The sequence below is a fragment of the Flavobacterium sp. Leaf359 genome (assembly GCF_001423985.1).
GTDB classification, from domain to species: domain Bacteria; phylum Bacteroidota; class Bacteroidia; order Flavobacteriales; family Flavobacteriaceae; genus Flavobacterium; species Flavobacterium lindanitolerans.
This window is the reverse complement of the sequence record NZ_LMPW01000012.1, coordinates 524,002-549,815: the sequence shown is the minus strand read 5'-3', so window position 1 is coordinate 549,815 and position 25,814 is coordinate 524,002. Positions and strand designations below refer to the sequence as shown.

Sequence of the window (25,814 nt, the reverse complement as noted above, 5' to 3'; positions counted from 1 at the left end):
TATGAATATTTAAGTTACATTAAACCTCTTCCGGTCTTGTTTAATTTATTTGCTGTTTGGTAATCTTTTACAAGATTATCTAAAATTCCGTTGATAAAAATACTGCTTTTTGGCGTAGAATATTCTTTTGCTATTTCTAAATATTCGTTAATAGTTACTTTCACCGGTATGGAAGGGAATTTCAATAGCTCACAAATAGCCATTTTTAAGATAATCGTATCCACTTCTGCTATCCTGTCTGAATCCCAGTTTGGGGTCTTATCAATAAATTCTTTTGATAATTCCGGTTCATTCAATACCGTTTTTCGGAATAGGTTTTTAGTAAATTCCTTATCCTCAGAATCTTTATAAACTTTTGGGACTGAAAAATCTTCGTCCGTAGACTTTATTGCTTTTAACTGTTTCGAGATATGTGTATTTACTAACGGAATGTCATCAATCCAGGTCAGCTTATTATCTTCAAGGTATTCGTAAAGCTTTTCGTTTGGAGCAATCAATTCTGTAAAAACAGAAACAACAAAACGCTTGTCTTCTTCAAAATTGTTCACACGATTGCTCATGTATTCTTTATAAAGGTCGCTGTTTTTGATTTCTTCCAGAAGAATTCTGATATAGTCGTCATTCAGATGCCAGTCATTGATTTTTCTATTCTCCAAAGCCATGCTTAAAGAATTGCTTTCAAGTAACAACTGCAATACCTGATTGTTTATAAATTTCTTGTTAGGATTGCGCTCATCAGGAGTCGCAAGGTGCTTCTTGCTGGATTTGTCAAGAAAATCTTCTTCTCTTTTTTGGATTTCTACCAAAGAAGACAGCATGATAAGGTATAAATCTTGGATGTTTTCGATACTGTAGAATAAGAATTTTTCTTCTTTTTCAAGATTATCGGAATTGTTTTGATGCATGGCATATACTGACTGCATTACTTTTACACGGATATGTCTTCTATTTAACACCTTATAAGAACTTTTAAAAATTAACAAAGCGAAAGAGATTTTCTTTCGCTTTGCAAAAATAGTAATATTATTGAAACCCTAAATTATTTAGCGTTTTCTTTTTTTCTGTCGTCAATACGCTTTTGAGCAATTGATAAAGCAGCCTGGTGAGTAGTAATGCTGTTTGTTTCAGCAAAATTGAAAATCTCCAATGTAGTATTGTAAATGTTTTCAGTTCTTCTTAAAGCTTCAGCACTGTCATAACCAACGATTTCAGCATATACGTTGATAATACCTCCGGCGTTGATTAAGAAATCAGGAGCATAAGCAATACCTCTGTCTTTCAGGATTTTTCCGTGGATTTCTTCATTAGCCAACTGGTTGTTAGCTGCTCCTGCAATTACTTTTGCCTGGATTTTGTTTACTGTAGTATCGTTAATTGTAGCACCCAATGCACATGGAGCATAAATATCAACCGGAGCACTGTAAATATCTTCTCCTGTAAAAATCTGAGCACCATATTTTTGGCTGATTTCTTTCAATTTGGCTTCGTTGATGTCAGTAATCTGTACCAAAGCGCCTTCTTTTGTAAGGTGGTCAATAAGTGTCTCACCTACGTTTCCTGTTCCCTGAACCAGGATTTTCTTACCTTCCAGGTTATCAGAACCAAACTGGTATTTAGCTGCAGCTTTCATTCCCATGTAAACACCATAAGCTGTTACAGGCGAAGGGTTACCGGAACCACCTCTTGACTGGGAGATACCTGTTACATATGGAGTAACGTCTCTGATAAGGTCCATATCAGGAGTCGTAGTACCTACATCTTCAGCAGTAATATATTTTCCGCTTAGCGAATTGATAAATTCACCAAACTTTATCATCATTTCCGGAGTTTTGTCAACTTTTGAATCGCCAATAATGACGGCTTTTCCACCTCCTAGGTTCAATCCCGAGATAGCAGATTTAAAAGTCATTCCTCTAGACAGTCTCAAAACGTCGTTAAGAGCTTCCCATTCGTTGGTATATTTCCACATTCTCGTTCCACCCAAAGCTGGTCCTAAAACTGTGTTATGAATGCCAATTATTGCTTTCAAACCAGTATCTTTGTCATTACAAAATACGATTTGCTCGTGATTGTCAAATGATAATTGTCCAAAAACCGGGTCGATTTTGTGAAGCTCACTTGCTTTTGCTACTTCTGTTATCATACTATCTTTTATTAAGTGGTTAATTATGATTTCATCAAAAAGATGTCGCAAAATTAAGATTTAAATCAAAACTTTGCAATGAAATTAACCTTTATTAGTAATCCATTAATGAAAATCGCTTTTTTACATTTTAAATAAAAAAATATTTTATCTACATTTTTAACATAAAAACAATACATAATTATATCACTTCCTCAATACAATGAAAGAACTTCAATATTTAAACAAATATTTCACTAAATACAAATACCATTTTTTATTAGGAATTATTACTACAATTGCGGCACAGATATTTTCCCTTTACACACCTAAGCTAATCGGAAATTCTATTAACGCATTGACCCAGAAACAGTTTGATTCCGAAACCACAAAAAACATACTTTTAGAGAATATTGTATGGGTTTTGGTTACCACAATTATTGCAGGTGTACTTACTTTTTTAATGCGTCAGACCCTAATCGTGATGTCGCGTTATGTAGAATTTGACTTAAAAAACGAAGTTTTCAGGCAATATGAAAACCTTTCGCAGAATTTCTACAAAAAAAACAGGACAGGCGACCTGATGAACCGTATTAGCGAAGACGTCAGTAAAGTCAGGATGTATGTTGGCCCTGCCGTAATGTATACCATCAACACCTTTATTCGTTTTGCCGTTGTAATCGTACAGATGTATATCATTTCGCCAAAACTTACCTTATATACTTTATTGCCTTTGCCAATCCTCTCCTATTTAATATTCAAACTCAGCAATGAAATCAATATAAGAAGCGGGATTTTCCAACAGAATCTTTCACAACTGTCAAGCTACACTCAGGAAGTCTTTTCCGGAATCCGTGTCATCAAAGCCTACAGTCTGGAAGATAAATCACAGGGTGAATTTTCGGAACTATCAGAAGAAAGCCGTGAAAAGAGCATGAAGCTTGCCAAAACCAATGCACTGTTTGGCCCATTAATGATTCTGTTAATAGGAATGAGTAACCTGGTTGTGATTTATGTTGGGGGTATGATGTATATCAACGGCTCTATAAAAAGCATTGGCGTTATTGCAGAGTTTATCTTATATGTCAACATGCTAACCTGGCCGGTAGCATCTTTAGGATGGGTTTCTTCTATGATACAGGAAGCGGAAGCATCACAAAAAAGAATTAACGAATTCTTGAAAATACAGCCGGAAATCAAAAACAAGACATTGGAAAGTTCTATCATTGAAGGCAAGATTACGTTTAACCACGTAAGCTTTACCTATGAAGACACCAATATTACAGCATTAAACAAAGTAAGTTTCACAATACAGAAAGGAGAAACATTGGCCATTCTTGGAAAAACAGGTTCCGGAAAATCAACTATCTTAAATCTTATCAGCCGACTATACGATATTAAGGATGGCGAAATCACTATCGACAATCATAACATCAAAGACCTGAATCTTCATGATGTCCGAAACAGTATCGCTTTCGTTCCACAGGATGCCTTCCTTTTTTCAGACACCATTATGAACAATATCAAGTTTGGAAAAGAAAACGCTACAGAAGCAGAAGTAATAGAAGCCGCTAAAAAAGCCGTTGTCCACAATAATATTATGGGCTTCAACGAACAGTACCAAACCGTAGTTGGCGAAAGAGGAATTACCTTATCCGGCGGGCAAAAGCAACGCGTTTCTATTGCAAGGGCTATTATCAAGGATTCCAACATCTTACTGCTTGACGACTGCCTTTCTGCAGTTGACACAGAAACCGAAGAAGCAATCCTGAACAACCTTCTTGAAATCTGTAAAGACAAGACAACTATTTTGGTGAGCCACAGAGTTTCGTCTGCCAAAAACGCCGATAAAATCATCATTCTCGACAACGGACAAATCATCCAACAAGGCTCTCATAATCAATTGGTAAACCAGGAAGGATATTATAAAGACCTGTATCTGAAACAACTTTCTGAAAAAGAAATCCTATAAAAATGTTGTTTAATTCAGCTATTTTTTAGATTTTTGGTTTCCAGATAACACAAACCATTTGAACGACGGATTATGAGAGAAAATGACATGCTAGAAAAAGAAGAGATTTTTTCTAAAGTATTGAGAGCGGGAAGAAGAACATATTTCTTCGACGTTAGAGCCACTAAAGCTGACGACTATTATATCACAATTACGGAAAGCAAAAAATTCACTGAAGAAGACGGCTCTTTTCATTTTAAAAAACACAAAATCTACCTTTATAAAGAAGATTTTGCTGCCTTTTCAGAAATCTTAGAAGAAATGACTTCCTATGTCTTGAACCACAAAGGCGAAGAAGTAATTTCAGAAAGACACCAAAAAGATTTCAAAAAAGAGTTTTATACTGAAAAAGCTACCGCTGAAACTACTGCAACAGCAAGCTTCACGGATATTGACTTTGACGATATTTAATCTATACGATACTAAAAAATTCCCGAAATGACCTTTCGGGAATTTTTTGTTTATACAAGATTCCGGTTACTTTCTTTTCAAACCTAACATCATAACAAACCCCACATGAAATATCTCTCTGTCCTATTCCTGTTTTTAAGCAATTACCTTCTTGCACAAACCAAAATTGCCGGGACTTACGACACAAAAACACAAAAGTTCACGCCCGAAGACAAGAACTACAATATCCAATATTTCTTTAAAGGTTATGCTTCTGTCACAGACGGCAAATCTTCAGGAATAATCGACAGCACCGGAACCGTTATTGTCCCTCTTATTTATGATATGACAGTCTCAGGTTTTACCGAAAACAGAGCGATGGTCAAAAAAGAAAATTTATATGGTTTTGCAAACAAATCCGGTAAAGAAGTAATTCCATGTATTTATGACGAAGCCAAAGGTTTTTCAGAAGGTTATGCCTGGGTAAGAAAAGGAGAGAAATGGGGGCGTATTGATGCTTCGGGTAAAGAAAACATTCCTTTTATGTATGAAACAGCCGGCTTTTCTTCAGAAGGTATGACTCGGGTGCGAAAAGACGGGAAATTTGGAGCCCTTAATCAAAAAGGACAAGAAGTCGTTCCTTGCATCTATGATGAAATTGGCTTCTTTAAAGATGGACTGGCAGCAGCCACAAAAGGCTCAAAGCGTGGTTATGTAGACAAAACAGGAAAAACAGTTGTTCCTTTTATTTATGATATAGCAGATGATTTCAAAGGCGGCATAGCCATTGTCAGAAACCACAACAAATGTGGCCTGATTGATAAGACCGGAAAAGTTATAGTTCCCTTAATTTATGATGGAATGGGTAGTTTTGACAGTGACCAATCCGGATTGGCAAGAGTCCAGATAGGCAATAAATGGGGTTTTATCAATAAAAAAGGGAAAGAAATCGTTCCATGCATCTACATCAAGGCCAATTTTTTCAGTGAAGGTCTGGCATTAATCGTTACAGACAAAGGAGAATCTGGATATGTTGACGCCACAGGAAAATTAATCATTCCGTTTACAAAATATACAAGGGCTGAAAATTTCAGAAACGGAAAGGCAGAAGTCAGAAAAGGCAACGATGTTTTTTACATTAATAAACAAGGACAAACAGTCAACTAATTCAATTCGATACTGTTTTATATAGAAACAGCCTCTTGTGAGGCTGTTTTTTTTAGCCAATTCTCAAACCATTTTCGACCTTGAAATCCGGAGACAACAAAATAACAGAGCCTTCCTCGCCTACCGCTCCTAAAACCAGGCATTCGCTCATGAATTTGCCTATCTGTTTTTTAGGAAAATTTACAACGGAAACAATTTGCCTGCCAACTAAATCAGCCTTTTCATAATGTTTGGTGATTTGGGCGGAAGTCTTTCTGATTCCAATTTCGGCACCAAAATCAATAACCAGCTGATAAGCCGGCTTTCTGGCTTCCGGAAAATCATTGGCTTCCATAATGGTTCCAACCCTCATTTCTACTCTTTCAAATTCGGACCATGATAAATTATTCTGTAATTCTGAATTCATAATTTTAATTTTCTATTCTAAATACTGTTTTTCAAATTTCGAAAATTTCTGCCTATATTTAAAGCTCAAATTTTATTCCAACTGCCATGGCAAAAACACCATCAAACATGCTCCCTCTTGGGACTTCTGCTCCACAATTCAGGCTAAAAGATACCAATTCTAATTTTTACTATTCTTTTGATGACCTGAAAGGCAAAAAAGGCACTTTGGTTATGTTTATCTGCAACCACTGCCCTTATGTTATCCATGCCTTGCCGGAAATTTTGATGGTTGCCAATGATTACCGCGTACAAGGTATCGGAATTATTGCAATTAGCAGTAATGATGTTGAAAAATATCCGCAGGACGGACCGGAAATGATGACTGAATTTGCTTTCAACAACAGTTTTGACTTTCCCTATCTCTATGACGAAACTCAGGAAGTCGCCAAAGCATTTGATGCAGCCTGTACCCCTGATTTTTATCTTTTTGATTCGCAGGACAAATTATTTTATCGGGGACAACTGGACGATTCCCGACCTTCAAACGGAATTCCTTTAAGCGGCAGCGACCTGAGAAATGCAATCGACGCCCTGATTTACAACAGAAGTCTGCCAGAAATCCAAAAGCCAAGTTTGGGCTGTAATATTAAGTGGAAATAATTATTTGTTCTTGATTATCTGAAAATTTCTTTTCTTGCTTTGCTGCTCTGCGACTTTGCGAGCAACTATTTCACGCAAAGGCGCAGAGCCGCAAAATTCTTAATCTAGAAATAGTGGATGTTACCTATCAGGCATAAACTCCCGATAGTCATTTATTTCTTTTCCAACACAATATCAATCGGACGGTTCATTTTAGGGCCAAACTGTACTTCACGAGCCTTGCTGGAACATAACACATACATATTAAAGCTATTTAACTTAACGATTTGCGTTTTAAAATGACCTCCATTTTCCTCACCGTCAACATCTTCAACTTTCAGGCTAAAATCATCACCCGGAAACGTGTTTTTAACAGAAAGCAGGTAATTGTCTTTTGCGAAAGGAAAAAACCAGCGTTCTTTTGAAACTTTAGAATCGCTTGTTATTCTATTGCCCTTATCGTCCACTTTATAATTGGCCGTAAAAGTCAGTGGTTTTCCGGCACTTGTCCAACTGTATAGGTTATTGATATTCAGCAAATCAAGACCCAGGCCGTTGATAATTGTAATTTTTAATCCGGGAATATTCTCTTTTTTGCCTGCTTCGTGCACATTCAATACAAAATAAGACGTAAAATCATAACCGCAATGCTGAGCAACCTGGGCTTTTGAAGAAAGTGAAAACAGAAAAAGAATAAAAAATAAAAAACGCATCGGGTGAATATTAGTAATGGCAAAAATACAAAAGCAAATAGCATTCCAAGAAAAAAGCACCCCGAATGAGGTGCTTTTAACAACTATAAATCGAAATCTAATTATTTTACATCCATTAATTCTACGTCAAAAACCAGAGTAGCATTTGGAGGAATAACACCTCCGGCACCGCGAGAACCATACCCTAAATGTGATGGTATAACAAAACGAGCCTTGTCTCCAACCTGAAGCAAAGCGATTCCTTCATCCCATCCTTCAATTACATGGCCTTTTCCTAAAGGAAATTCAATAGGCTTTTTTCTTGGATAAGAAGAATCGAATACTTTTCCATCTTCCAACTGTCCTGTATAATGAACAGAAACCACTTTGCCGTTTTCTGCTTTTTTACCGTTCCCTTTTTGAATCATTTTATAACGGAGTCCGCTTTCGGTCTTATCGAATCCTGCAGCCAATTTTTCCATTTTGGCTTCGGCTTCTTCTCTAGCCTGTGCTTCGCGTTTTGCACGGGAACCTTCAAATACTCTGAAAGCCTCAATAGCATTCCATTTTTTAGCCTCGTCTCCTTCGCGGATAATTTCAATACTTTGGATTTCATCGCCTTGAGCAATCGCATCCACAACATCCTGTCCTTCTACCACATGGCCAAAAACAGTATGTTTGTTATCCAGCCAACTGGTTGGAACGTGCGTGATAAAAAATTGTGAACCGTTAGAACCCGGACCTGAATTAGCCATAGACAATACACCAGGCTTATCGTGTTTCAATTCCGGATGGAATTCATCGTCAAACTGGTAACCAGGACCACCCGTTCCTGTTCCTTGCGGACAACCTCCCTGAATCATGAAATCAGGAATCACGCGGTGAAATTTAAGCCCGTCATAATAAGGCTTTCCTTGTGGTCTTGATTTATTTTCTAAATTCCCTTCAGCCAATCCAACAAAGTTACCTACAGTTCCAGGCGTCTTATCATGAGTCAATTTCACTAAGATTGCCCCTTTTGGAGTATTGAATTTTGCGTATATTCCGTTTTCCATTTTATTAATTTTATTTTTGAATCACGCAAAATTACGAATTAAAATGTGAAAATAAATACAATTAATGACCTGGGTCAAACAAAGAAACTAGGTATTTACTTAAATTTGCGTCACAGAAAAAAGAGAATTCTCCGTTCTGAAATAAAACAACCAACCACATGAACAGCATTTTTCATCCAGAAGGAAATAAGAAACTAATTGAGCGCATTGAGACGCTCACTCCAATTACTCATAATGAATGGGGAACTATGAATGTAAGCCAGATGCTTGTGCATTGCCAGATGCCCATCAAGGTTGCTTTTGGAGAACTAAAAATTAAAGTTGGGTTTATGGGCCTGCTATTTGGAAAATTGGCCAAAAAAAGTGTGACCAGCAAAAACCCTATCAAAAGAAATCTTCCTACAGCTAAAGAATTTGTCGTTAAGGGACATCCTGATTTTGAACAGTCAAAAACAGAACTGATTTCCCTGATTTCAAAATTTGCCAACGAAGGTCCAAAAGCAATAAAAAACCCAAAGCATCCTTTTTTTGGAAATCTTACTACCGAAGAATGGGATTATATGCAATGGAAACACCTGGACCACCATTTAAAACAATTCGGAGCTTAAAATAATATTTGATTTGTGGTTTAAGATTTTTGAACTGAAATCACAAATCCTAAATCTAAAATCCTAAATCCCAAAATGAGAATCGACATTATCACCGTACTTCCCGAATTATTAAGAAGCCCTTTCGAAGCCTCTATCATGAAAAGAGCGATTGACAAAGGACTGGTAGAAGTCCATTTTCATAATTTGAGAGACTATACAACAAATAAGCAGAAGAATGTTGACGATTATCAGTTTGGCGGAGGTGCCGGAATGGTAATGATGATTCAGCCTATCGATGATTGTATTGCAAAGCTTAAAAGCGAACGCAACTATGATGAAATCATCTACATGACTCCGGACGGAGAAACCCTAAATCAGGGCATGGCCAATAAGATGTCGTCATTAGAAAACATTATCATTTTATGTGGTCATTATAAAGGTGTCGACCAAAGGGTTCGTGACCACCTGATTACAAAGGAAATTTCGATTGGAGATTATGTGCTTTCGGGTGGAGAATTAGGAGCTATTGTATTGTCTGACGCTTTAATCCGACTGATTCCTGGTGTATTAAGTGATGAAACCTCAGCCTTGACAGACAGTTTTCAAGACAACCTGTTATCGCCACCAATCTACACGCGACCTTCCGACTACAAAGGCTGGAAAGTGCCGGATATTTTGCTAAGCGGGCATTTTGCCAAAATTGACCAATGGCGCGAGGACAAAGCTTTTGAGCATACGAAGAATAGAAGACCGGATTTGTTGGATAGGTAGATTTCAGATTTCAGATTTCAGATTTTAGATTTCTGAAGGCAGACGACTAGCAACCACCCGTAAAAGCAGAATTAAATTTTACCCCTGTTGAAGTGGCTTTTTAATGGCTAACCTATTCTATAGATTGTATAAAATTTTTCCAGTCAATTAACAAAACCTTTTCAAGCTCATTTTTTAATGATTTGAAATCGGAAGGCTTCTTGAAATAGGAGCTTGCTCCCAATTCATAGGCTTTTGTAATGTGGTTCATGTTTGAACTTGTAGAATATATTACCGTAGGTATTGAATTTAAGACTTCATCCGTTTTTATCAGGGATAGGGCTTCAAAACCGTCCATGATAGGCATGTTTAGGTCGATAAAGATTATATCAGGAAGCAGACAGCTGTTATGAAGCTTATCCAGAAGATCCTGTCCGTTGCTGGAAATCGTAAGATGGAAGCCAAAAGTTATTTCATTTAGCGCATCCTTGAAAAATTCGACATCATCGCAGTCATCATCTGCGAGATAAATGTTTTTTGACATAACCATAAGATTTTCATTACGAACTTGCAAAAAGTTAGTTTGAAAGAAAATCTTTAAGAGGTTTAGAAAGTTTCGCTTAGAAAGTAGCTTTCGGTAAATCCGGGTTAATAATTATTCAAAGATAATGATAATTTATTGAATATTAAAAAATAACTTTAACACAAACCAGCCGGATTACAAGGAGTGGCTTTTTAATACTTGAAATTATGTAATCTGCAAACTTAAAACTGCTATCTGCAAACTTACATTTACCATCTCCTTCTTCATTCATTCATATTTTTCATAAAAAAATCTCCCATTCATACTTCATAATTCATAACTTTTCCTATCTTTGCACCCACTTTGGACCAACCTCTGGCGATAATCGTGAATGTTGCTCTGATAATCAAATATTTAAATCAAACAAAATGGCAGATTTGATGAAATTCGTTAAAGACGAATTTGTAACAAAAAAAGATTTTCCTGAATTCGGAGCTGGTGACACAATCACAGTTTACTACGAAATTAAAGAAGGTGAAAAAACAAGAACTCAGTTCTTCAAAGGAGTTGTAATCCAAAGAAGAGGTTCTGGAACGACTGAAACTTTTACAATCCGTAAAATGTCTGGTTCTGTTGGAGTTGAGCGTATCTTCCCTGTGAATATGCCTGCTTTACAGAAAATTGAAATCAACAAAACCGGTAAAGTTCGTAGAGCAAGAATTTTCTACTTCAGAGAACTTACAGGTAAAAAAGCTAAAATTAAAGACAAGAGAAGATAATCTAACGTCTTTTAGTTATAAAAAAATCCCGAATTACTTCGGGATTTTTTTATGCCCAATTTTTAAGATACAATATGAAATAAAAAATCATACCTTTACCTATTGCATGCAACTTTCCTAAAATCAGACATTATGAAAAAAATAGCTTTACTATTTTGTCTTGCCATACTTCTTTCATGCTCGAACGACGACTCATCGCAACCGCATGATACTACAGCCGATGTGCTCTTAAAAAAGACCATCACTCAAAGCAATGGCACAAGCTACGAAACGCTTTATAAATATGACGGCAAAAAATTACTGGAAGCCAGAAGCGTCAGGGAAAATAAAAAATTTGATTACAACGGAAACAATATCTCAAAAATTAGCTGGTACACCAATCCGGACACCGACAATACATTAACGCAAACGGTAGAATTTGAATATCTTCCTAATGGAAAATTAAAAAAATTCGTCCAGGAAAGTGACAATCCATTGACTGTTGAGTTTACCTATGTTGGGCAGGATACCGTAAATTTTGTCGCTAGAGCCTATAGAAGTTCTTATGATTTTGTAGGGTATTTTACGATGAAAGACGATGAAATTTCAGAATATGTCTATTTGAATGGCGGAAGACCAAGACCTTCTGTGAGATATACTTACGACAATAAAAACCATCCTTTAAAAAATGTTACCGGATATAATAAGCTATCCCTGTATCATTATTTTTACAATTCGGTACATTTTAATGGCTTTACGACTAATGTGGGAAGCTCAAAAAACTGCATCAGCAACAGCCTTATTCAAGACCCAAGTGTAGTTGAAGTTATGAATACGTACGAATACAACGAAAACGGATTCCCGAAAGCCATCAACAAAGACAGCAATAGCGCTGCCGATTATTTATTCTATTAAAATCTTCTTATAAACAGCTTACCAGCAGCTATAGGTTTCATCTTATAGCTGCTTTTTATTTTAAAAAAAAAAGTTACTACCCCATATACAAATTCAATAGTAATAAAATTTGCGGCTCTGCATCTTTGCGTGAAATAGTTTGCTCGCAAAGCCACAAAGCCACTAAAATATTTCCCAACTTATAAAATATCCGCGTTAAAATTTTACAGTTATTTACTGATTTCGCATTTATCAATCTTTTAATTACCAATTCCTTAAATCAAACGTTTTCGTTTTCTCTAAATTCTTTAATTCGTTATCGTTTTCATATATTTGCAATCCTTACAAACAAGAATAAACAAACAAATTTTTTTCGAAAATGTCAGATAAAGCTAAGATTTCTTATACAATTACGGACGAAGCTCCGATGCTTGCTACCCACTCATTCTTACCAATCGTAAAGGCCTTCACTGCTCCGGCAGGAATTACTGTTGAAACCAAAGATATTTCACTGGCCGGAAGAATCATCGCCAACCTTTCAGACTTTCTTACACCGGAACAGAAAATCAATGATAATCTTGCCGACCTTGGAAAACTGGCCACAACACCAGAAGCAAACATTATCAAATTACCTAACATTTCAGCTTCGGTTCCTCAATTGAAAGAAGCCATCAAAGAATTACAGGCACAAGGATATAACCTTCCTGAATTTCCTGAAAACCCTCAGACAGACGAAGAAAAAGCAATCAAGGCTAAATATGCTAAAGTACTTGGTTCTGCTGTAAACCCGGTTCTGCGTGAAGGAAACTCTGACAGAAGAGCTCCTAAAGCAGTAAAGAACTATGCTAAAAAACACCCGCATTCTATGGGTGCCTGGAGCGCAGATTCAAAAACCCACGTAGCCAGTATGAGTGAAGGTGATTTTTATGGAAGTGAAAAATCCGTAACTATCAAGGATGCCGATACTTTCAAAATTGAATTCGTAGGTAATGACGGCACTACAAAATTATTAAAAGACACTTCTCCGCTAAAAGCCGGAGAAATTATTGATAGCTCAGTAATGAGCATGAAAGCATTAAAAAGCTTTATCTCTAAAGAAATTGAAGATGCCAAAGCAAAAGGTGTTTTATTTTCTGTACACTTAAAAGCAACGATGATGAAGGTTTCTGACCCGATTATCTTCGGAGCCATCGTAGATGTTTTCTTTGCTCCTGTTTTTGAAAAATATAAAGACCTGTTTGCAGAACTTGGCATCGATACTAAAAACGGATTGGGTGATGTTTATGCAAAAATTGCCGGACATCCGAAACAGGCAGAAATAGAAGCCGCCCTGAATGCAGTTTATGAAAACGGGCCTGCTATTGCTATGGTAAATTCTGATAAAGGAATTACCAACCTGCACGTTCCTTCTGACGTAATTGTAGATGCTTCTATGCCGGCTATGATTCGCACATCAGGACAAATGTGGAACAAAGACGGTAAAGGACAGGACACAAAAGCCATCATTCCGGACCGTTCTTATGCCGGTGTTTATGTTGCTACTATCGACTTCTGCAAGAAAAACGGGGCTTTTGACCCAAGAACAATGGGAAGCGTTCCAAACGTAGGTTTGATGGCACAGGCAGCCGAAGAATATGGTTCGCATGACAAGACTTTCCAGATGACAGCAGACGGAACCGTAAAAGTTATCAACTCAAAAGGAGAAATCCTGACAGAACAAAAAGTAGAAAAAGGCGATATTTTCAGAATGTGCCAGGTAAAAGATGCTCCAATTCAGGACTGGGTAAAACTGGCTGTTAACAGAGCCAGATTATCTGACACTCCTGCTATTTTCTGGTTGGATGAAAACAGAGCCCATGACAGACAATTAATCGAAAAAGTAAAACTTTACTTAAAAGACCACGATACAAACGGATTGGACATTAAAATTATGAATCCGGTTGAAGCAACGAAACTTTCTTTGGAAAGAATCAAGGATGGAAAAGACACAATTTCTGTAACAGGAAATGTTTTGCGTGATTACCTGACTGACTTATTCCCTATTCTTGAACTTGGAACTTCAGCCAAAATGCTTTCTATCGTTCCGTTGATGAATGGTGGCGGTTTATTTGAAACCGGAGCCGGAGGTTCTGCACCAAAACACGTAGAACAATTCATCGAAGAAGGCTACCTGCGTTGGGATTCTCTTGGGGAAGTTTTGGCTCTTGGAGCTTCTTTGGAACACTTAGGACAAACCCTGAACAACTCAAAAGCATTGGTTCTTTCTGAAACTTTAGACCAGGCTACAGAGAAATTCCTAGACAACGACAAATCGCCAGCCCGAAAAGTAGGACAGATTGACAACAGAGGTTCGCACTTTTACATTGCCTTATACTGGGCGCAAGCTTTAGCAGCTCAGAATAAAGATGCTGAATTGAAGGCAACCTTTACTGAAATAGCCAAAGAACTTACTGATAACGAAGCTAAAATCAATGAAGAATTAATTGGCGCTCAAGGAAAACACCAGGAAATTGGCGGTTATTACAAGCCTGATTTTAATTTGACCGACAAAGCCATGAGACCAAGCGAAACATTAAATAAAGCATTGGCTAAACTGGCTTAATCTTTTTAACTTATTTTATAAAAAAAGACGACTGTAAACGGTCGTCTTTTTTATATTTTTACGTTTCAATCATTTATCCGTAATTCATAATTCGCAATTCATAATTAAAAAATGTCAAGCCACCATATTGTCCGAGACGACCAGGAACCTGCTTTAATCATTGCTAATGGAGCTTCATGCAGCAGTGAACTAATGGGGCAATTGTTAGAATGGTCACCTTTAGTCATTGTTTTGGATTCTGCCATAGAAAGAGTATTGCCATTAGGCATTAAAGTCGATGTGCTGTTAGGCGATTTTGACAACGGTTTGGATATCGAATATTACAAGGCTCTGCAATTTCCGTTAGAAATCGTGTATGCACCTGACCAGGAAAAAACAGATTTGGAAAAGGCTTTCGACTATTTGGTCGAAAAAGGACACAAAGCCGTAAATGTTATATGGGCTACCGGACGCAGAGCCGACCATACTATCACTAATATGACCAATATTGTACGTTTTCAAGACAAGTTGAAAATCGTTATTCTTGACGACCATTCTAAAATTTTCCAATTGCCAAAACGATACGAAAAATGGTACCCTAAGGGCTTTCCTATTTCAATTATTCCGGTAGGAACTGTTCATGGCATCACGTCAACCAATCTCGACTACCTCCTACACGACGAAACCCTGACCATGGGCTATAGAACCGGAAGCAGTAACCATGCCGCGCAAGATGGCATAGTAACTATTGAGCACAAAGAAGGCGATTTATTATTAATGGAATGTTTTGATTAAGTATTAAAACCAAATCTGATACGATATGACCAACCCGGCTATAAAAATAAAAAGTTCTGAAATCCTTTCAGACAACTGGTACATCCTCAAAAAGATTGTCTTTGATTACCAAAAAAAAGACGGCAGTTGGGAAACCCAATCCAGAGAAGTCTACGACCGTGGTAATGGCGCTACTATTCTTCTTTACAACAAAACACAAAAAACGGTCATCCTTATCCGCCAGTTCCGTATGCCTACTTTTGTAAACGGCAATGAAACAGGAATGGTTATAGAAGCCTGTGCCGGGCTTCTGGAAGAAGAAAATCCGGAAGAATGCATCAAACGTGAAACCGAAGAAGAAACCGGATACAGCCTGACACAGGTTCGAAAAGTTTTTCAGGCCTACATGTCTCCCGGCTCCGTTACAGAAATCATCTACTTCTTTGTGGCCGAGTATTCAAAAGACATGAAAGTAAGCGAAGGTGGCGGGCTTTCTACTGAGCATGAAAATATTGATGTTCTTGAAATTCCTTTTGAAAAAGCCATGCAGATGATTGAAACCGGAGAAATAAAAGATGCCAAAACCATCATGCTTTTGCAATATGCAAAAATCAACAACCTGTTGGAATAGATACTTTTTATCAAGACATAACTTTTAAGGTTTCCTAAAGTTTTTTTCCTGTTTTCCTTTGTAACTTTGTTACTTAAACTTCAATCCCACATGAAATTTCAAGTCGTATCTGATTACAAACCTACCGGCGACCAGCCACAAGCCATTGAAAAATTAAGCAAGGGCATTAAGGACGGAGAGCGCTTCCAGACGCTATTGGGAGTCACTGGTTCAGGAAAAACGTTTACGATGGCAAACGTTATTCAGGAAGTACAAAGACCAACACTTGTGTTGGCTCATAACAAGACGCTTGCAGCCCAGCTCTACTCAGAGTTCAAGCAGTTTTTCCCAAACAATGCAGTAGAATATTTTGTTTCTTACTACGACTATTATCAACCGGAAGCTTTTATTCCTGTAACGGGTACTTATATTGAAAAAGACCTTTCCATTAATGAGGAATTGGAAAAAATGCGATTGAGCACTACCTCTTCCCTGCTTTCCGGACGCAGAGACGTTTTGGTTGTTTCTTCTGTTTCCTGCCTGTATGGTATTGGTAACCCTGTGGAATTCCAAAAGAATGTCGTTTCTTTAGAAAAAAACCAGGTAATTTCCAGAACAAAACTATTGCACAAATTAGTGCAGGCATTGTATGCCCGAACTGAAGCCGAATTCAATCCCGGCTCTTTTCGCATCAAAGGCGATACGGTAGAAGTATTTCCAAGTTATGGAGACGAACCTTTCAGGATACATTTTTTTGGTGATGAAATTGAAGAAATTGAAGCCTTTGACCCAAAAACCTCGATGGTATTGGAAAAATACACCAATCTGAATATTTATCCGGCCAATATGTTTGTGACTTCTCCCGAAGTACTGAACGGCGCTATCTGGGAAATTCAGCAGGATTTGGTAAAACAGGTAGATTATTTCAAAGAAATCGGGAAACACCTTGAAGCAAAACGTTTGGAAGAACGTACCAACTTCGACCTCGAAATGATTCGCGAATTAGGCTATTGTTCCGGTATTGAAAATTATTCGAGATATCTTGACGGCCGACTTCCGGGCACAAGACCTTTCTGTCTTTTGGATTATTTCCCGAAAGACTATCTTATGGTGGTAGACGAAAGCCACGTTACCGTTTCGCAGGTTCACGCCATGTATGGCGGTGACCGCTCAAGAAAAGAAAATCTGGTGGAATATGGCTTCCGACTACCGGCCGCTATGGACAACCGTCCGTTAAAGTTTGAAGAATTTGAAGCCATGCAGAATCAGGTTATTTACGTATCTGCAACTCCGGCTGATTATGAATTGGAAAAATCAGAAGGTGTTTATGTCGAACAGATTATTCGCCCTACAGGATTACTGGACCCTATAATTGAAGTACGTCCAAGCCTGAACCAGATTGACGACCTTATTGAAGAAATACAACAGCGCGTTGAATTGGACGAACGTGTTTTAGTAACCACGCTTACAAAAAGAATGGCGGAGGAACTCACAAAATACCTTGCCAAAGTAGCCATTCGCTGTCGTTATATCCATTCTGAAGTAGACACACTGGAACGTGTAGAAATCATGCAGGATTTGCGAAAAGGACTTTTTGATGTATTAATTGGTGTCAACCTGCTAAGGGAAGGATTAGACCTTCCGGAAGTATCACTGGTGGCCATTTTGGATGCCGACAAGGAAGGTTTTTTAAGAAATACACGTTCGCTCACCCAAACCGTAGGAAGAGCGGCAAGAAATATCAACGGAAAAGCCATTATGTATGCCGACAAGATTACGGCCAGCATGCAAAAAACCATTGACCAGACCAATTACAGAAGGGAAAAACAGATTAATTACAATAAAGAACACAATCTGGTACCAAAAGCCCTGAACAAAAAAATCGACAGTACCTTAGCGCGAAACTCCGTTTCCACCCAATATTTTGAAAAGCAGGCCATGAAAGCTGCCGAACCGGAAAGTCAATACCTGACAAAACCAGAAATTGAGAAAAAAATCCGTGAGGCCAGAAAAGCGATGGAAAAAGCAGCTAAAGATTTAGATTTTATGCAGGCGGCGAAATACAGAGATGAAATAAAGGCCCTGCAGGAAAAGATATAAGCTAATTCAACTGTTCCTTAAAAATTTCAATCAACATTTCAGGGTCTATCATTCCGTTTGGCGATTCCTCCATTGCTTTTAGAATTCTTTTGATAGCAAAAGGATTTAATCCCATATTCACACCCATCTGTTTGATGGCTATTACTTCTTTTTCATGCAATACGCCATCACAGTGCATCAATAAAGCCAGTCTGTAAAATTGCTGAATTCGTTGCTGTTCTGATTTTATAGGAAGCGCTTTTAATTCCTCATGGAAAAGATTTTTAAAGTCCTCACTTTTGACTTTTAGTTCCTGAGCGACAATACTTAAAAATTGATATTCTCTATCGTGGAGTTTTCCGTCCACAATAGCAAAGGCAATCATTTCAGCAAGAAGGCTTAACTTTTGTTCGTAGGTGTTCATTAAATCCTTATTTTTAGCTAAAATATTCTTTTTTGTCCATCCCTAAAATTATTCCTTTGAGATATTTATTCACAATTTTCCTGTTCTGTCTTTTTCTGAATCTAAAAGCACAGGAAAGTACGGCCTCATCACAGGTCAGCACTTTTGAGATAGAAGCGCCCCAATTAAAAACCACAAAGAAAATATGGGTTTATCTTCCAAAGAACTACTTGACTTCCACTAAAAAATATCCTGTAATTTATATGCACGATGCACAAAATCTGTTTGATGCCAAAACTTCTTTTGCTGGCGAATGGAATGTTGACGAAACATTGGACAGCCTCAAAGCCCAGGTTATTGTTATTGGCATTGAACATGGAAACGAAAAACGGGTGGACGAACTTACACCTTTTCCAAATAAAAAACATGGTGGCGGCAAAGCTGATGATTATCTGGATTTTATTGTAAACACATTAAAACCCTATGTTGATAAAAGTTACAGGACTAAAACCAATGCCAGCAATACTGTAATTTTCGGGAGTTCTTTAGGAGGGCTTGTTTCGTATTATGCCGTATTAAAATATCCGAAAGTTTTTGGAAAAGCGGGTGTTTTCTCCCCTTCATTTTGGTTTTCAGACGAAATATACACCCTGACTGAAAAATCAGAAAAAATCAAAGCTAAAATCTATTTCCTGTATGGCGATTCCGAAAGTGACGATATGGTTATTGATGCCCAAAAAATAAAAAAACTTTTGGACCATAACAGGTGTTACTGCCTGAAGCTGGACAAAACCGTTATTGTAAAAGGCGGGCAACATGGCGAAAAATTATGGCGTGAAGGATTTTCGAAAGCTGTTTTGTGGTTGTTGTAAATAACCTTACCCTGGCAGGGTTTTAAACCCTGCCAGGGTAAGGTTATTAAAAATATAATCTATCTTTGCAACAAATCAAGGATATGAACAACAACGATATTTTCAAAAAGCTTCGCGTAGCTTTACAGCTTCGTGATGACCAGATAGTAGACATACTACAATTGGTAGATTTCAGAATCTCCAAAGCCGAATTAGGCGCTTTTTTCAGGGCACACGACCATCCAAACTATATGGAATGCGGTGACCAGGTACTGCGTAATTTTCTAAACGGCCTGATTATTCATTTGCGCGGAACAAAAGAAAATCCTACCAACGCCATGGATGTAATCAATAAAAACAAGGCGCAGTTAAAATCGGCTACCAAAAAGGTTACTCCAAAAGAAACTCCCAAAAAACTAATTGTAAAATCTCCTGCAAAAAACTTTAAACCTAAAAAAGTTGAAAGCAAGTTCAATCCTGTAGAAAAAGTAAAATTCAACAACGGAAAAAACAAAAAAGCATAAGTTGATTGATTTTCTAACAATAGAATATCTTAAATCCGGAAATAACAGACAGCGGGAAGCCTATCAGACCTTAATGCAGCATGCGGTTCTTGAAAAACTTTCAGAGTTTAGTCCGGTACTGGTAGGAACGATTCCAATATCTATTGATATTTCCTCAAGCGATTTGGATATTGCCTGTTGTTGGACTAACAAAAATGCTTTCCATAATCATATTAAAGATACTTTTGGAAATAAAGCCGGGTTTCAAATTTCTGAAACCATAATCAATGGTCATGAAACGATAATCTCCAGCTTTATCCTGGGCAATTTCGAAATAGAAATTTTTGGACAGGCTATAGCTGTAGAAAAACAATATGGTTACCGCCACATGCTCATAGAGTATAAAATTTTAGAACAGCAGGGAGAAGAATTCCGAAAAAAAATACTCGAATTAAAAGAACGGGGCTATAAGACTGAACCTGCTTTTGCACTGCTCTTAGGCTTACAGGGAAATCCCTATGAAGCATTGCTTCAACTGGAATAAAACAAAAAATCCTAATCTTTCGATTAGGATTTTTTTATTGGATAAAAATAGATTATTAGCTAAGTGCAGCCTTTACCTGATCTGCTGCTTCCTGGAATTGTACTGCAGATAAAATCGGCATTCCAGAGTTGTCAATCATTTCTTTAGCAAGTTCTGCGTTAGTTCCCTGCAAACGAACAATGATTGGCACATTAATGCTGTCACCCATGTTTTTGTAAGCATCAATAACACCTTGAGCAACACGGTCACAACGAACGATTCCTCCAAAAATGTTAATCAGGATAGCTTTTACGTTTGGATCTTTCAAGATAATTCTGAAAGCCAACTCCACACGTTTAGCATCAGCAGTTCCTCCTACATCAAGGAAGTTAGCCGGCTCAAAACCTGCATATTTAATTAAGTCCATTGTTGCCATAGCAAGACCGGCACCGTTAACCATACAGCCTACAGTTCCGTCAAGGTCAACATAATTAAGACCTGCCGCTTTTGCTTCAACCTCGATAGGATTTTCTTCACGGATATCGCGCATTTCTGCCAAAGCAGGGTGTCTGTACAATGCATTGTCATCTAAATTAACTTTTGCATCAACAGCAATAATTTTGTTGTCAGATGTTTTTAAAACCGGGTTGATTTCAAACATAGAAGCGTCTGAACCAACATAAGCTTTGTATAGAGAATCTACAAACTGAACCATTTCTTTAAAAGCATTTCCGGAAAGCCCAAGATTAAATGCAATTCTTCTTGCCTGGAAAGCCTGCAATCCTACAGTAGGATCGATTTCTTCAGTAAAAATCAAATGAGGTGTTTTTTCAGCAACTTCTTCAATGTCCATTCCACCTTCAGTAGAATACATAATCATGTTACGGCCTTTACCTCTATTCAATAAAACTGACATATAGAATTCTGAAGTTTCGCTTTCACCAGGATAGTAAACATCCTCAGCAACCAAAACCTTGTGTACTTTTTTTCCCTCAGCAGAAGTTTGAGGAGTAATCAATTGCATTCCTATGATTTGTTCTGCCAACTCTTCTACCTGCTGTAAATTTTTAGCCAATTTCACACCTCCACCTTTTCCTCTTCCACCTGCGTGAACCTGAGCTTTAATCACGTGCCATCCCGTTCCTGTTTCAGCTGTTAACTGCTTTGCAACCGCAACAGCTTCCTGAGGATTATTGGCAACATAACCACGTTGAACTTTCACGCCGTAGCTGGCTAATATTTCTTTTCCTTGGTATTCGTGTATATCCATATTGAAGTTTTTTGACTTTTTAAAAGTGCCACAAAAATACAATTTTCATCTAATCAGCGAAAGAATTATTTCTTTTATTTGATACCTGTATGCCTATTTTGATATAACTTTTTTGTCTATTAATGAACTTCTGATATTCCATATTTTTTATTAAAAACACAAATAAGAAGCAACTTTTTTATTTTTTTAACATCTTTATTATACATCAAAAACAAAATAATCGCTTATCAAAACAAATAATCATGAAAACACTTCAACTCTTAAGCCTGTTTGCAATGATACTGTTATCTGGTTGCAATAATGATGACGACAATACGAATGATACTTCATTACAAGGAACATGGAAATTAATAGAAGTCAATGGTACCATTGCCGGAATCAGGCATCAGTTTGAGCCGGGAACCATACAATGGAACTTTAATACATCCAACCATACTTTCACGGTTGTGAACAACAATACAGACGATTCCAAACAGGATGTATTTGAGTCAGGAAATTACGGTTATTTTATCGAAAACCATGATGTATCTCCGGGAACGTGTAACAAAAACATATTCCTTGAAGGAGTAAATTATGGTTGCTATTCTACAACCGCCGCCTCATTACAGATTAACCAGGGTGAAGCAGATGGATTAATTCTTAAATTTATTCGTTAAAAAATATTTATTTTAAACCAATAAAAGTTCAAAATTAAACAATTTGTTGTTTTTTGTTAATATTAGTTATTATTTTGCCTCATAAAGAATTAGATTATAGTTTTGCATATAAAGAATTAATGTTATGCAAACGAAAGATTTACTGCAATTATCAGAAGAATTCGGAAGTCCGCTGTATGTATATGATGCTGCAAAAATCCAGTCTCAATATACACGACTGACGGATGCATTTTCAAAGGTTGGAAGCCTGCGTATAAATTATGCTGTAAAAGCATTATCAAACATATCAATCCTAAAACTTCTAAAAGAAATGGGATCAGGTCTGGACACCGTTTCCATTCAGGAAGTGCAGTTGGGATTACATGCCGGGTTTTCGCCGGACAAAATCATCTACACTCCTAATGGTGTTTCCTTTGAAGAAATTGAAGAAGCGGCCCACCTTGGCGTTCAGATTAATATCGACAACTTATCGGTGCTGGAACACTTTGGAGCAAAATACCCATCAATCCCTGTATGCATCAGAATCAATCCGCATGTCATGGCTGGTGGAAATGCCAATATTTCTGTAGGACATATTGACAGCAAGTTTGGAATTTCGGTACATCAAATGCCTCACCTGCTACGAATTGTCGAAAACACAGGTATGAACATCAATGGAATTCACATGCACACCGGTTCCGATATTCTGGATATTGAGGTATTTCTGTATGCGGCAGAAATACTTTTTGATACGGCAAAACATTTCGGCAATCTGGAATTTCTTGATTTTGGCAGCGGTTTCAAAGTACCCTACAAGAAAGACGATATCGAAACCAATATTGAAGAGCTGGGCAAAAAATTAAGCAAGCGCTTTAATGCCTTCTGTAAGGAATATGGCCGTGATTTGACTCTTGCATTCGAACCCGGTAAATTTCTGGTTAGCGAAGCCGGTTTCTTCCTCGCAAAAGTAAATGTGGTAAAACAAACAACTTCTACTGTTTTTGCCGGAATCGATAGCGGGTTTAACCATTTGATAAGACCTATGTTTTACGGTTCGCAGCACCATATCGAAAACATTTCCAACCCGAAAGGTAAAGAACGTTTTTATTCTGTCGTTGGTTATATATGCGAAACAGACACCTTTGCCAACAATCGAAGAATTGCCGAAATCAAAGAAGGTGATGTACTGTGTTTCAGGAATGCAGGCGCCTATTGCTTTTCGATGTCATCCAATTATAATTCAAGGTTTAAACCTGCTGAAGTCTTATGGTATGAAGGGAAAGGGCATCTAATCAGAGAAAGAGAAAATTTTGAAGATTTAATAAGAAATCAGGTTGTCATGGAGTTTGACAAAAGCTACGAACTGGTTTCTAAAAATTAGTTAGGTTAAGTATATTTTGAGGAGAGGTCCCATAGCTTTTGCTTGGGGCTTTTTTTTTGCAAAAGTTTCACAGATAAAATAACAAATAGTTAATCGCTGTAAAATGATTGTTCATTATCTTTGGGCTTCACAAAGATTTTACCACATGGATAGAAGGAAATTTTTCAAAAACGGTTCACTTTTTACAATCGGAACTGCAGTTTTGAATCCCTTTCAGGGCAACGCCAATGTTTTGGATTTTGAAACGATTAATAAAAATAAAAAAGCCAAAAATATTATTTTACTGGTTAGCGACGGAATGAGTACCGGAACACTTAATATGGCCGACTTATTCCTAAACCGAAAATATGGAAAAGGTTCCAACTGGATTCAATTATATAAAGACAATCGGGTTTCAAGAGCTTTAATGGACACGGCTTCTGCCAGTTCAATTGTTACAGATTCTGCAGCAGCCAGTTCCTCCTGGGGCGGCGGTTTTCGTGTGAATAACGGTTCGCTGAATGTGGGTCCCGACGGAAAGCCACATCTTCCTATCTGGCAAAAATTCAAAAAGACCGGAAAAATGGCGGGATGCGTCACTACGGTTCCAATCACCCATGCTACTCCTGCCGGATTTTGCGTCAACAGCAAAAGCAGAAACAGCCAGGATGATATAGCGGAAATTTATCTTGAGTTAGGATTTGATATTATGATGGGCGGTGGTAAAAATTATTTTTCACCACAAACAAGAAAAGATAAAAAAGACATGTTTGCCGCATTCGAGGCAAAAGGTTATCAGATTGCCAAAACACGTTCGGAAATGTTCAATACCTCAAATGACAAACCGGTATTAGGCGTTTTTTCTGATGATGCGCTTCCTTATTCTGTAGACCGAAATAGCAATGACGATTTAAAGAAAACAGTTCCTACCCTGGCCGAAATGGCCCAAAAGGCAATTGACCGTATGAAAGGTCACAAAAACGGATTCGTACTTCAGATTGAGGGTGGAAAAGTGGATTGGGCTGCCCATGCCAATGATATTGCAGCTTTGATAAACGACCAGATTGCTTTTGACGAAGCCGTAAAGGTTGCTATAGACTTTGCCGAAAAAGACAAAGAAACCCTGGTTATCATTACAACCGACCACGGAAATGCCAATCCGGGAGTTATCTACGGAAAGAATGCCAATGATAATTTTGACAGCATTCAAAAGTACACACAAACCAACGAATGGATACTGAACCAGATAAGCCCGAATTTTTCGATTTCGCAGGTAAAAGAAGTTATTGAAAAAGCAAACGGGCATACTCCTTCTGACGAAGAAGCCAAAACAATACTTAGCTATTATGACGGATTGCACAAAGAAGAAGGCCTCTACAATTATAAAAAACTGCCTTACAAGGCTTATTCTGAAATGCAGCAAAAAACAAATTCTGTGGGCTGGATTAGTATGGACCACTCCGCTGATTATGTTGAATTGGCTATGTTTGGTCCCGGAAGCGAGCTTCTAAAGCCTTTTGTTAAAAACACAGACCTGCATTATTTAATGCTTCAGGCGGCAGAAGTTGAGAATAAGTTTTAAACTCTCATGAATTTAGGAATTTACTTTTTATAAAAATCCTGTCCGATTATCAAGACAGGATTTTTTCTTATCTTCATTTATATTGTCTCTAAATTAATCAGAAAGAAAACAGGATAATAAAACCATAAATTTGACAATGGAGCAAAAGAAAAACGAACAAAGACCCACACCATTTGAACAAACCTATTTTCATGGAACAAAGGCAGACTTGAAAATTGGCGACCTGATTAAAGTAGGCTATACTTCAAACTACGGACAACAGAAAAATGCAAAATACATTTTTTTATCCGCAACATTGGATGCTGCAATCTGGGGTGCCGAACTGGCTTTTGGTGAAGGACAGGAAAGAATTTATTTGGTAGAGCCTACTGGTGAAATAGAAGATGACCCGGATTTGACTGATAAAAAATTCCCGGGAAATCCAACAAAATCATATCGTTCAACGCAACCTTTCAAGGTGGTTGGAGAAGTAACCATTTGGCAAGGACACCCGGCAGACCAGGTTAAGACAATGAAAGACCATCTCGAAAAATTAAAAGCACAAGGTGTCAATTCACTCAACGACTAATAACAGCTTTAAAAATTTATGGGCTGTGTGGACTAAGACAAAAATGAATATGACATCGGATTCAGATTCTACATAAAACATTAAAAAACAATTAATT

The 25,814-nt window shown here is 37.5% G+C and carries 27 protein-coding genes; 19 read left to right on the top strand and 8 right to left on the bottom strand.

The features are described from left to right. Positions 1–14: 14 nt before the first annotated feature. A complete protein-coding gene (nusB, locus tag ASG38_RS10895) occupies positions 15–923 on the bottom strand; it encodes a transcription antitermination factor NusB (protein WP_056071430.1) in 909 nt (302 codons plus the stop codon). 116 nt (positions 924–1,039) lie between these two features. Then, on the bottom strand, positions 1,040–2,143 hold the full coding sequence (locus tag ASG38_RS10890; RefSeq protein ID WP_056070497.1) for a Glu/Leu/Phe/Val dehydrogenase: 1,104 nt from the start codon (positions 2,141–2,143) through the stop codon (positions 1,040–1,042). A gap of 202 nt (positions 2,144–2,345) precedes the next feature. Here ASG38_RS10890 and ASG38_RS10885 point away from each other — a divergent pair, with 202 nt between their 5' ends. From ASG38_RS10885 to ASG38_RS10875, 3 genes are all read left to right on the top strand, one after another. Then, positions 2,346–4,094: an ABC transporter ATP-binding protein gene (locus tag ASG38_RS10885; protein WP_056070494.1), complete on the top strand. Its 1,749-nt coding sequence runs from the start codon at positions 2,346–2,348 to the stop codon at positions 4,092–4,094. Positions 4,095–4,166: 72 nt separating this feature from the next. Continuing rightward, the gene (locus ASG38_RS10880; RefSeq protein WP_056070489.1) at positions 4,167–4,544 is read left to right on the top strand and encodes a PUR family DNA/RNA-binding protein; all 378 of its coding nucleotides are present in this window, start codon (positions 4,167–4,169) and stop codon (positions 4,542–4,544) included. A gap of 105 nt (positions 4,545–4,649) precedes the next feature. Further along, positions 4,650–5,690 carry a WG repeat-containing protein gene (locus tag ASG38_RS10875; RefSeq protein ID WP_056070485.1) on the top strand — a complete coding sequence of 347 codons (1,041 nt, stop codon included), beginning with the start codon at positions 4,650–4,652 and terminating at the stop codon, positions 5,688–5,690. Positions 5,691–5,742: 52 nt separating this feature from the next. Here the strand turns inward: ASG38_RS10875 and ASG38_RS10870 are convergent, their stop codons facing one another. Further along, positions 5,743–6,096 carry a tRNA-binding protein gene (locus ASG38_RS10870; protein ID WP_056070482.1) on the bottom strand — a complete coding sequence of 118 codons (354 nt, stop codon included), beginning with the start codon at positions 6,094–6,096 and terminating at the stop codon, positions 5,743–5,745. A gap of 86 nt (positions 6,097–6,182) precedes the next feature. Between ASG38_RS10870 and ASG38_RS10865 the strand changes: the two genes are divergently transcribed. After that, positions 6,183–6,737, top strand: a complete 555-nt coding sequence (locus tag ASG38_RS10865) for a thioredoxin family protein (RefSeq protein WP_056070478.1) — start codon at positions 6,183–6,185, stop codon at positions 6,735–6,737. A 152-nt stretch (positions 6,738–6,889) separates the two neighbouring features. Here the strand turns inward: ASG38_RS10865 and ASG38_RS10860 are convergent, their stop codons facing one another. Both ASG38_RS10860 and ASG38_RS10855 read right to left on the bottom strand, forming a co-directional pair. Next, the gene (locus ASG38_RS10860) at positions 6,890–7,429 is read right to left on the bottom strand and encodes a hypothetical protein (protein WP_056070475.1); all 540 of its coding nucleotides are present in this window, start codon (positions 7,427–7,429) and stop codon (positions 6,890–6,892) included. Between the two features lie 101 nt (positions 7,430–7,530). Further along, entirely contained in the window at positions 7,531–8,463 is a 933-nt protein-coding gene (locus ASG38_RS10855; RefSeq protein ID WP_056070473.1) for a peptidylprolyl isomerase, read from the bottom strand. Between the two features lie 158 nt (positions 8,464–8,621). On the opposite strand from ASG38_RS10855, the gene ASG38_RS10850 reads away from it, so the two are divergent. Together ASG38_RS10850 and trmD are read left to right on the top strand one after the other, a co-directional pair. Then, entirely contained in the window at positions 8,622–9,071 is a 450-nt protein-coding gene (locus tag ASG38_RS10850) for a DUF1569 domain-containing protein (protein WP_056070470.1), read from the top strand. Positions 9,072–9,146: 75 nt separating this feature from the next. Next, the gene (gene trmD, locus ASG38_RS10845) at positions 9,147–9,824 is read left to right on the top strand and encodes a tRNA (guanosine(37)-N1)-methyltransferase TrmD (RefSeq protein ID WP_056070468.1); all 678 of its coding nucleotides are present in this window, start codon (positions 9,147–9,149) and stop codon (positions 9,822–9,824) included. Positions 9,825–9,936: 112 nt separating this feature from the next. On the opposite strand, the gene ASG38_RS10840 is transcribed toward trmD, so the two are convergent. Beyond that, positions 9,937–10,347, bottom strand: a complete 411-nt coding sequence (locus ASG38_RS10840; RefSeq protein ID WP_056070464.1) for a response regulator — start codon at positions 10,345–10,347, stop codon at positions 9,937–9,939. A 407-nt stretch (positions 10,348–10,754) separates the two neighbouring features. Here ASG38_RS10840 and rplS point away from each other — a divergent pair, with 407 nt between their 5' ends. The 6 genes from rplS to uvrB all read left to right on the top strand — a co-directional run bounded on the left by rplS (position 10,755) and on the right by uvrB (position 18,043). Next, on the top strand, positions 10,755–11,105 hold the full coding sequence (rplS, locus tag ASG38_RS10835) for a 50S ribosomal protein L19 (RefSeq protein ID WP_056070461.1): 351 nt from the start codon (positions 10,755–10,757) through the stop codon (positions 11,103–11,105). 132 nt (positions 11,106–11,237) lie between these two features. Next, a complete protein-coding gene (locus tag ASG38_RS10830) occupies positions 11,238–11,999 on the top strand; it encodes a hypothetical protein (protein WP_056070458.1) in 762 nt (253 codons plus the stop codon). A gap of 358 nt (positions 12,000–12,357) precedes the next feature. Further along, entirely contained in the window at positions 12,358–14,580 is a 2,223-nt protein-coding gene (locus tag ASG38_RS10825; protein ID WP_056070455.1) for an NADP-dependent isocitrate dehydrogenase, read from the top strand. A 111-nt stretch (positions 14,581–14,691) separates the two neighbouring features. After that, the gene (locus tag ASG38_RS10820) at positions 14,692–15,354 is read left to right on the top strand and encodes a thiamine diphosphokinase (RefSeq protein WP_056070452.1); all 663 of its coding nucleotides are present in this window, start codon (positions 14,692–14,694) and stop codon (positions 15,352–15,354) included. 25 nt (positions 15,355–15,379) lie between these two features. Next, the gene (nudK, locus tag ASG38_RS10815; protein ID WP_056070450.1) at positions 15,380–15,964 is read left to right on the top strand and encodes a GDP-mannose pyrophosphatase NudK; all 585 of its coding nucleotides are present in this window, start codon (positions 15,380–15,382) and stop codon (positions 15,962–15,964) included. Positions 15,965–16,054: 90 nt separating this feature from the next. Beyond that, the gene (gene uvrB, locus ASG38_RS10810; protein WP_056070447.1) at positions 16,055–18,043 is read left to right on the top strand and encodes an excinuclease ABC subunit UvrB; all 1,989 of its coding nucleotides are present in this window, start codon (positions 16,055–16,057) and stop codon (positions 18,041–18,043) included. Between the two features lies 1 nt (position 18,044). Here uvrB and ASG38_RS10805 read toward each other — a convergent pair whose 3' ends face one another. Next, the gene (locus ASG38_RS10805; protein WP_056070445.1) at positions 18,045–18,446 is read right to left on the bottom strand and encodes a TerB family tellurite resistance protein; all 402 of its coding nucleotides are present in this window, start codon (positions 18,444–18,446) and stop codon (positions 18,045–18,047) included. Positions 18,447–18,502: 56 nt separating this feature from the next. Between ASG38_RS10805 and ASG38_RS10800 the strand changes: the two genes are divergently transcribed. The 3 genes from ASG38_RS10800 to ASG38_RS10790 all read left to right on the top strand — a co-directional run bounded on the left by ASG38_RS10800 (position 18,503) and on the right by ASG38_RS10790 (position 20,323). Then, positions 18,503–19,297, top strand: coding sequence for an alpha/beta hydrolase (locus tag ASG38_RS10800; protein WP_056071427.1), 795 nt, complete (start codon positions 18,503–18,505; stop codon positions 19,295–19,297). An 83-nt stretch (positions 19,298–19,380) separates the two neighbouring features. After that, the gene (locus tag ASG38_RS10795) at positions 19,381–19,800 is read left to right on the top strand and encodes a DUF1456 family protein (protein WP_056070440.1); all 420 of its coding nucleotides are present in this window, start codon (positions 19,381–19,383) and stop codon (positions 19,798–19,800) included. 1 nt (position 19,801) lies between these two features. Next, a complete protein-coding gene (locus ASG38_RS10790) occupies positions 19,802–20,323 on the top strand; it encodes a DUF4269 domain-containing protein (protein ID WP_056070437.1) in 522 nt (173 codons plus the stop codon). Between the two features lie 55 nt (positions 20,324–20,378). Here ASG38_RS10790 and sucC read toward each other — a convergent pair whose 3' ends face one another. Then, a complete protein-coding gene (gene sucC / locus ASG38_RS10785) occupies positions 20,379–21,572 on the bottom strand; it encodes an ADP-forming succinate--CoA ligase subunit beta (protein ID WP_056070435.1) in 1,194 nt (397 codons plus the stop codon). Positions 21,573–21,814: 242 nt separating this feature from the next. On the opposite strand from sucC, the gene ASG38_RS10780 reads away from it, so the two are divergent. From ASG38_RS10780 to arr, 4 genes are all read left to right on the top strand, one after another. Then, complete coding sequence (locus ASG38_RS10780; RefSeq protein WP_157486148.1) at positions 21,815–22,228, top strand: hypothetical protein; 414 nt, start codon at positions 21,815–21,817, stop codon at positions 22,226–22,228. Between the two features lie 124 nt (positions 22,229–22,352). Continuing rightward, complete coding sequence (gene lysA, locus ASG38_RS10775; protein WP_056070430.1) at positions 22,353–23,588, top strand: diaminopimelate decarboxylase; 1,236 nt, start codon at positions 22,353–22,355, stop codon at positions 23,586–23,588. Positions 23,589–23,733: 145 nt separating this feature from the next. Then, positions 23,734–25,149, top strand: a complete 1,416-nt coding sequence (locus tag ASG38_RS10770) for an alkaline phosphatase (RefSeq protein WP_056070425.1) — start codon at positions 23,734–23,736, stop codon at positions 25,147–25,149. Positions 25,150–25,285: 136 nt separating this feature from the next. Then, a complete protein-coding gene (arr, locus tag ASG38_RS10765; protein ID WP_056070422.1) occupies positions 25,286–25,717 on the top strand; it encodes an NAD(+)--rifampin ADP-ribosyltransferase in 432 nt (143 codons plus the stop codon). Positions 25,718–25,814: the final 97 nt, after the last annotated feature.

Coding starts and splice junctions, on each gene's coding strand:
- nusB (WP_056071430.1), bottom strand. CDS start 923: ATGCAGTCAGTATATGCCATGCATCAAAACAATTCCGATAATCTTGAA.
- ASG38_RS10890 (WP_056070497.1), bottom strand. CDS start 2,143: ATGATAACAGAAGTAGCAAAAGCAAGTGAGCTTCACAAAATCGACCCG.
- ASG38_RS10885 (WP_056070494.1), top strand. CDS start 2,346: ATGAAAGAACTTCAATATTTAAACAAATATTTCACTAAATACAAATAC.
- ASG38_RS10880 (WP_056070489.1), top strand. CDS start 4,167: ATGAGAGAAAATGACATGCTAGAAAAAGAAGAGATTTTTTCTAAAGTA.
- ASG38_RS10875 (WP_056070485.1), top strand. CDS start 4,650: ATGAAATATCTCTCTGTCCTATTCCTGTTTTTAAGCAATTACCTTCTT.
- ASG38_RS10870 (WP_056070482.1), bottom strand. CDS start 6,096: ATGAATTCAGAATTACAGAATAATTTATCATGGTCCGAATTTGAAAGA.
- ASG38_RS10865 (WP_056070478.1), top strand. CDS start 6,183: ATGGCAAAAACACCATCAAACATGCTCCCTCTTGGGACTTCTGCTCCA.
- ASG38_RS10860 (WP_056070475.1), bottom strand. CDS start 7,429: ATGCGTTTTTTATTTTTTATTCTTTTTCTGTTTTCACTTTCTTCAAAA.
- ASG38_RS10855 (WP_056070473.1), bottom strand. CDS start 8,463: ATGGAAAACGGAATATACGCAAAATTCAATACTCCAAAAGGGGCAATC.
- ASG38_RS10850 (WP_056070470.1), top strand. CDS start 8,622: ATGAACAGCATTTTTCATCCAGAAGGAAATAAGAAACTAATTGAGCGC.
- trmD (WP_056070468.1), top strand. CDS start 9,147: ATGAGAATCGACATTATCACCGTACTTCCCGAATTATTAAGAAGCCCT.
- ASG38_RS10840 (WP_056070464.1), bottom strand. CDS start 10,347: ATGTCAAAAAACATTTATCTCGCAGATGATGACTGCGATGATGTCGAA.
- rplS (WP_056070461.1), top strand. CDS start 10,755: ATGGCAGATTTGATGAAATTCGTTAAAGACGAATTTGTAACAAAAAAA.
- ASG38_RS10830 (WP_056070458.1), top strand. CDS start 11,238: ATGAAAAAAATAGCTTTACTATTTTGTCTTGCCATACTTCTTTCATGC.
- ASG38_RS10825 (WP_056070455.1), top strand. CDS start 12,358: ATGTCAGATAAAGCTAAGATTTCTTATACAATTACGGACGAAGCTCCG.
- ASG38_RS10820 (WP_056070452.1), top strand. CDS start 14,692: ATGTCAAGCCACCATATTGTCCGAGACGACCAGGAACCTGCTTTAATC.
- nudK (WP_056070450.1), top strand. CDS start 15,380: ATGACCAACCCGGCTATAAAAATAAAAAGTTCTGAAATCCTTTCAGAC.
- uvrB (WP_056070447.1), top strand. CDS start 16,055: ATGAAATTTCAAGTCGTATCTGATTACAAACCTACCGGCGACCAGCCA.
- ASG38_RS10805 (WP_056070445.1), bottom strand. CDS start 18,446: ATGAACACCTACGAACAAAAGTTAAGCCTTCTTGCTGAAATGATTGCC.
- ASG38_RS10795 (WP_056070440.1), top strand. CDS start 19,381: ATGAACAACAACGATATTTTCAAAAAGCTTCGCGTAGCTTTACAGCTT.
- sucC (WP_056070435.1), bottom strand. CDS start 21,572: ATGGATATACACGAATACCAAGGAAAAGAAATATTAGCCAGCTACGGC.
- ASG38_RS10780 (WP_157486148.1), top strand. CDS start 21,815: ATGAAAACACTTCAACTCTTAAGCCTGTTTGCAATGATACTGTTATCT.
- lysA (WP_056070430.1), top strand. CDS start 22,353: ATGCAAACGAAAGATTTACTGCAATTATCAGAAGAATTCGGAAGTCCG.
- ASG38_RS10770 (WP_056070425.1), top strand. CDS start 23,734: ATGGATAGAAGGAAATTTTTCAAAAACGGTTCACTTTTTACAATCGGA.
- arr (WP_056070422.1), top strand. CDS start 25,286: ATGGAGCAAAAGAAAAACGAACAAAGACCCACACCATTTGAACAAACC.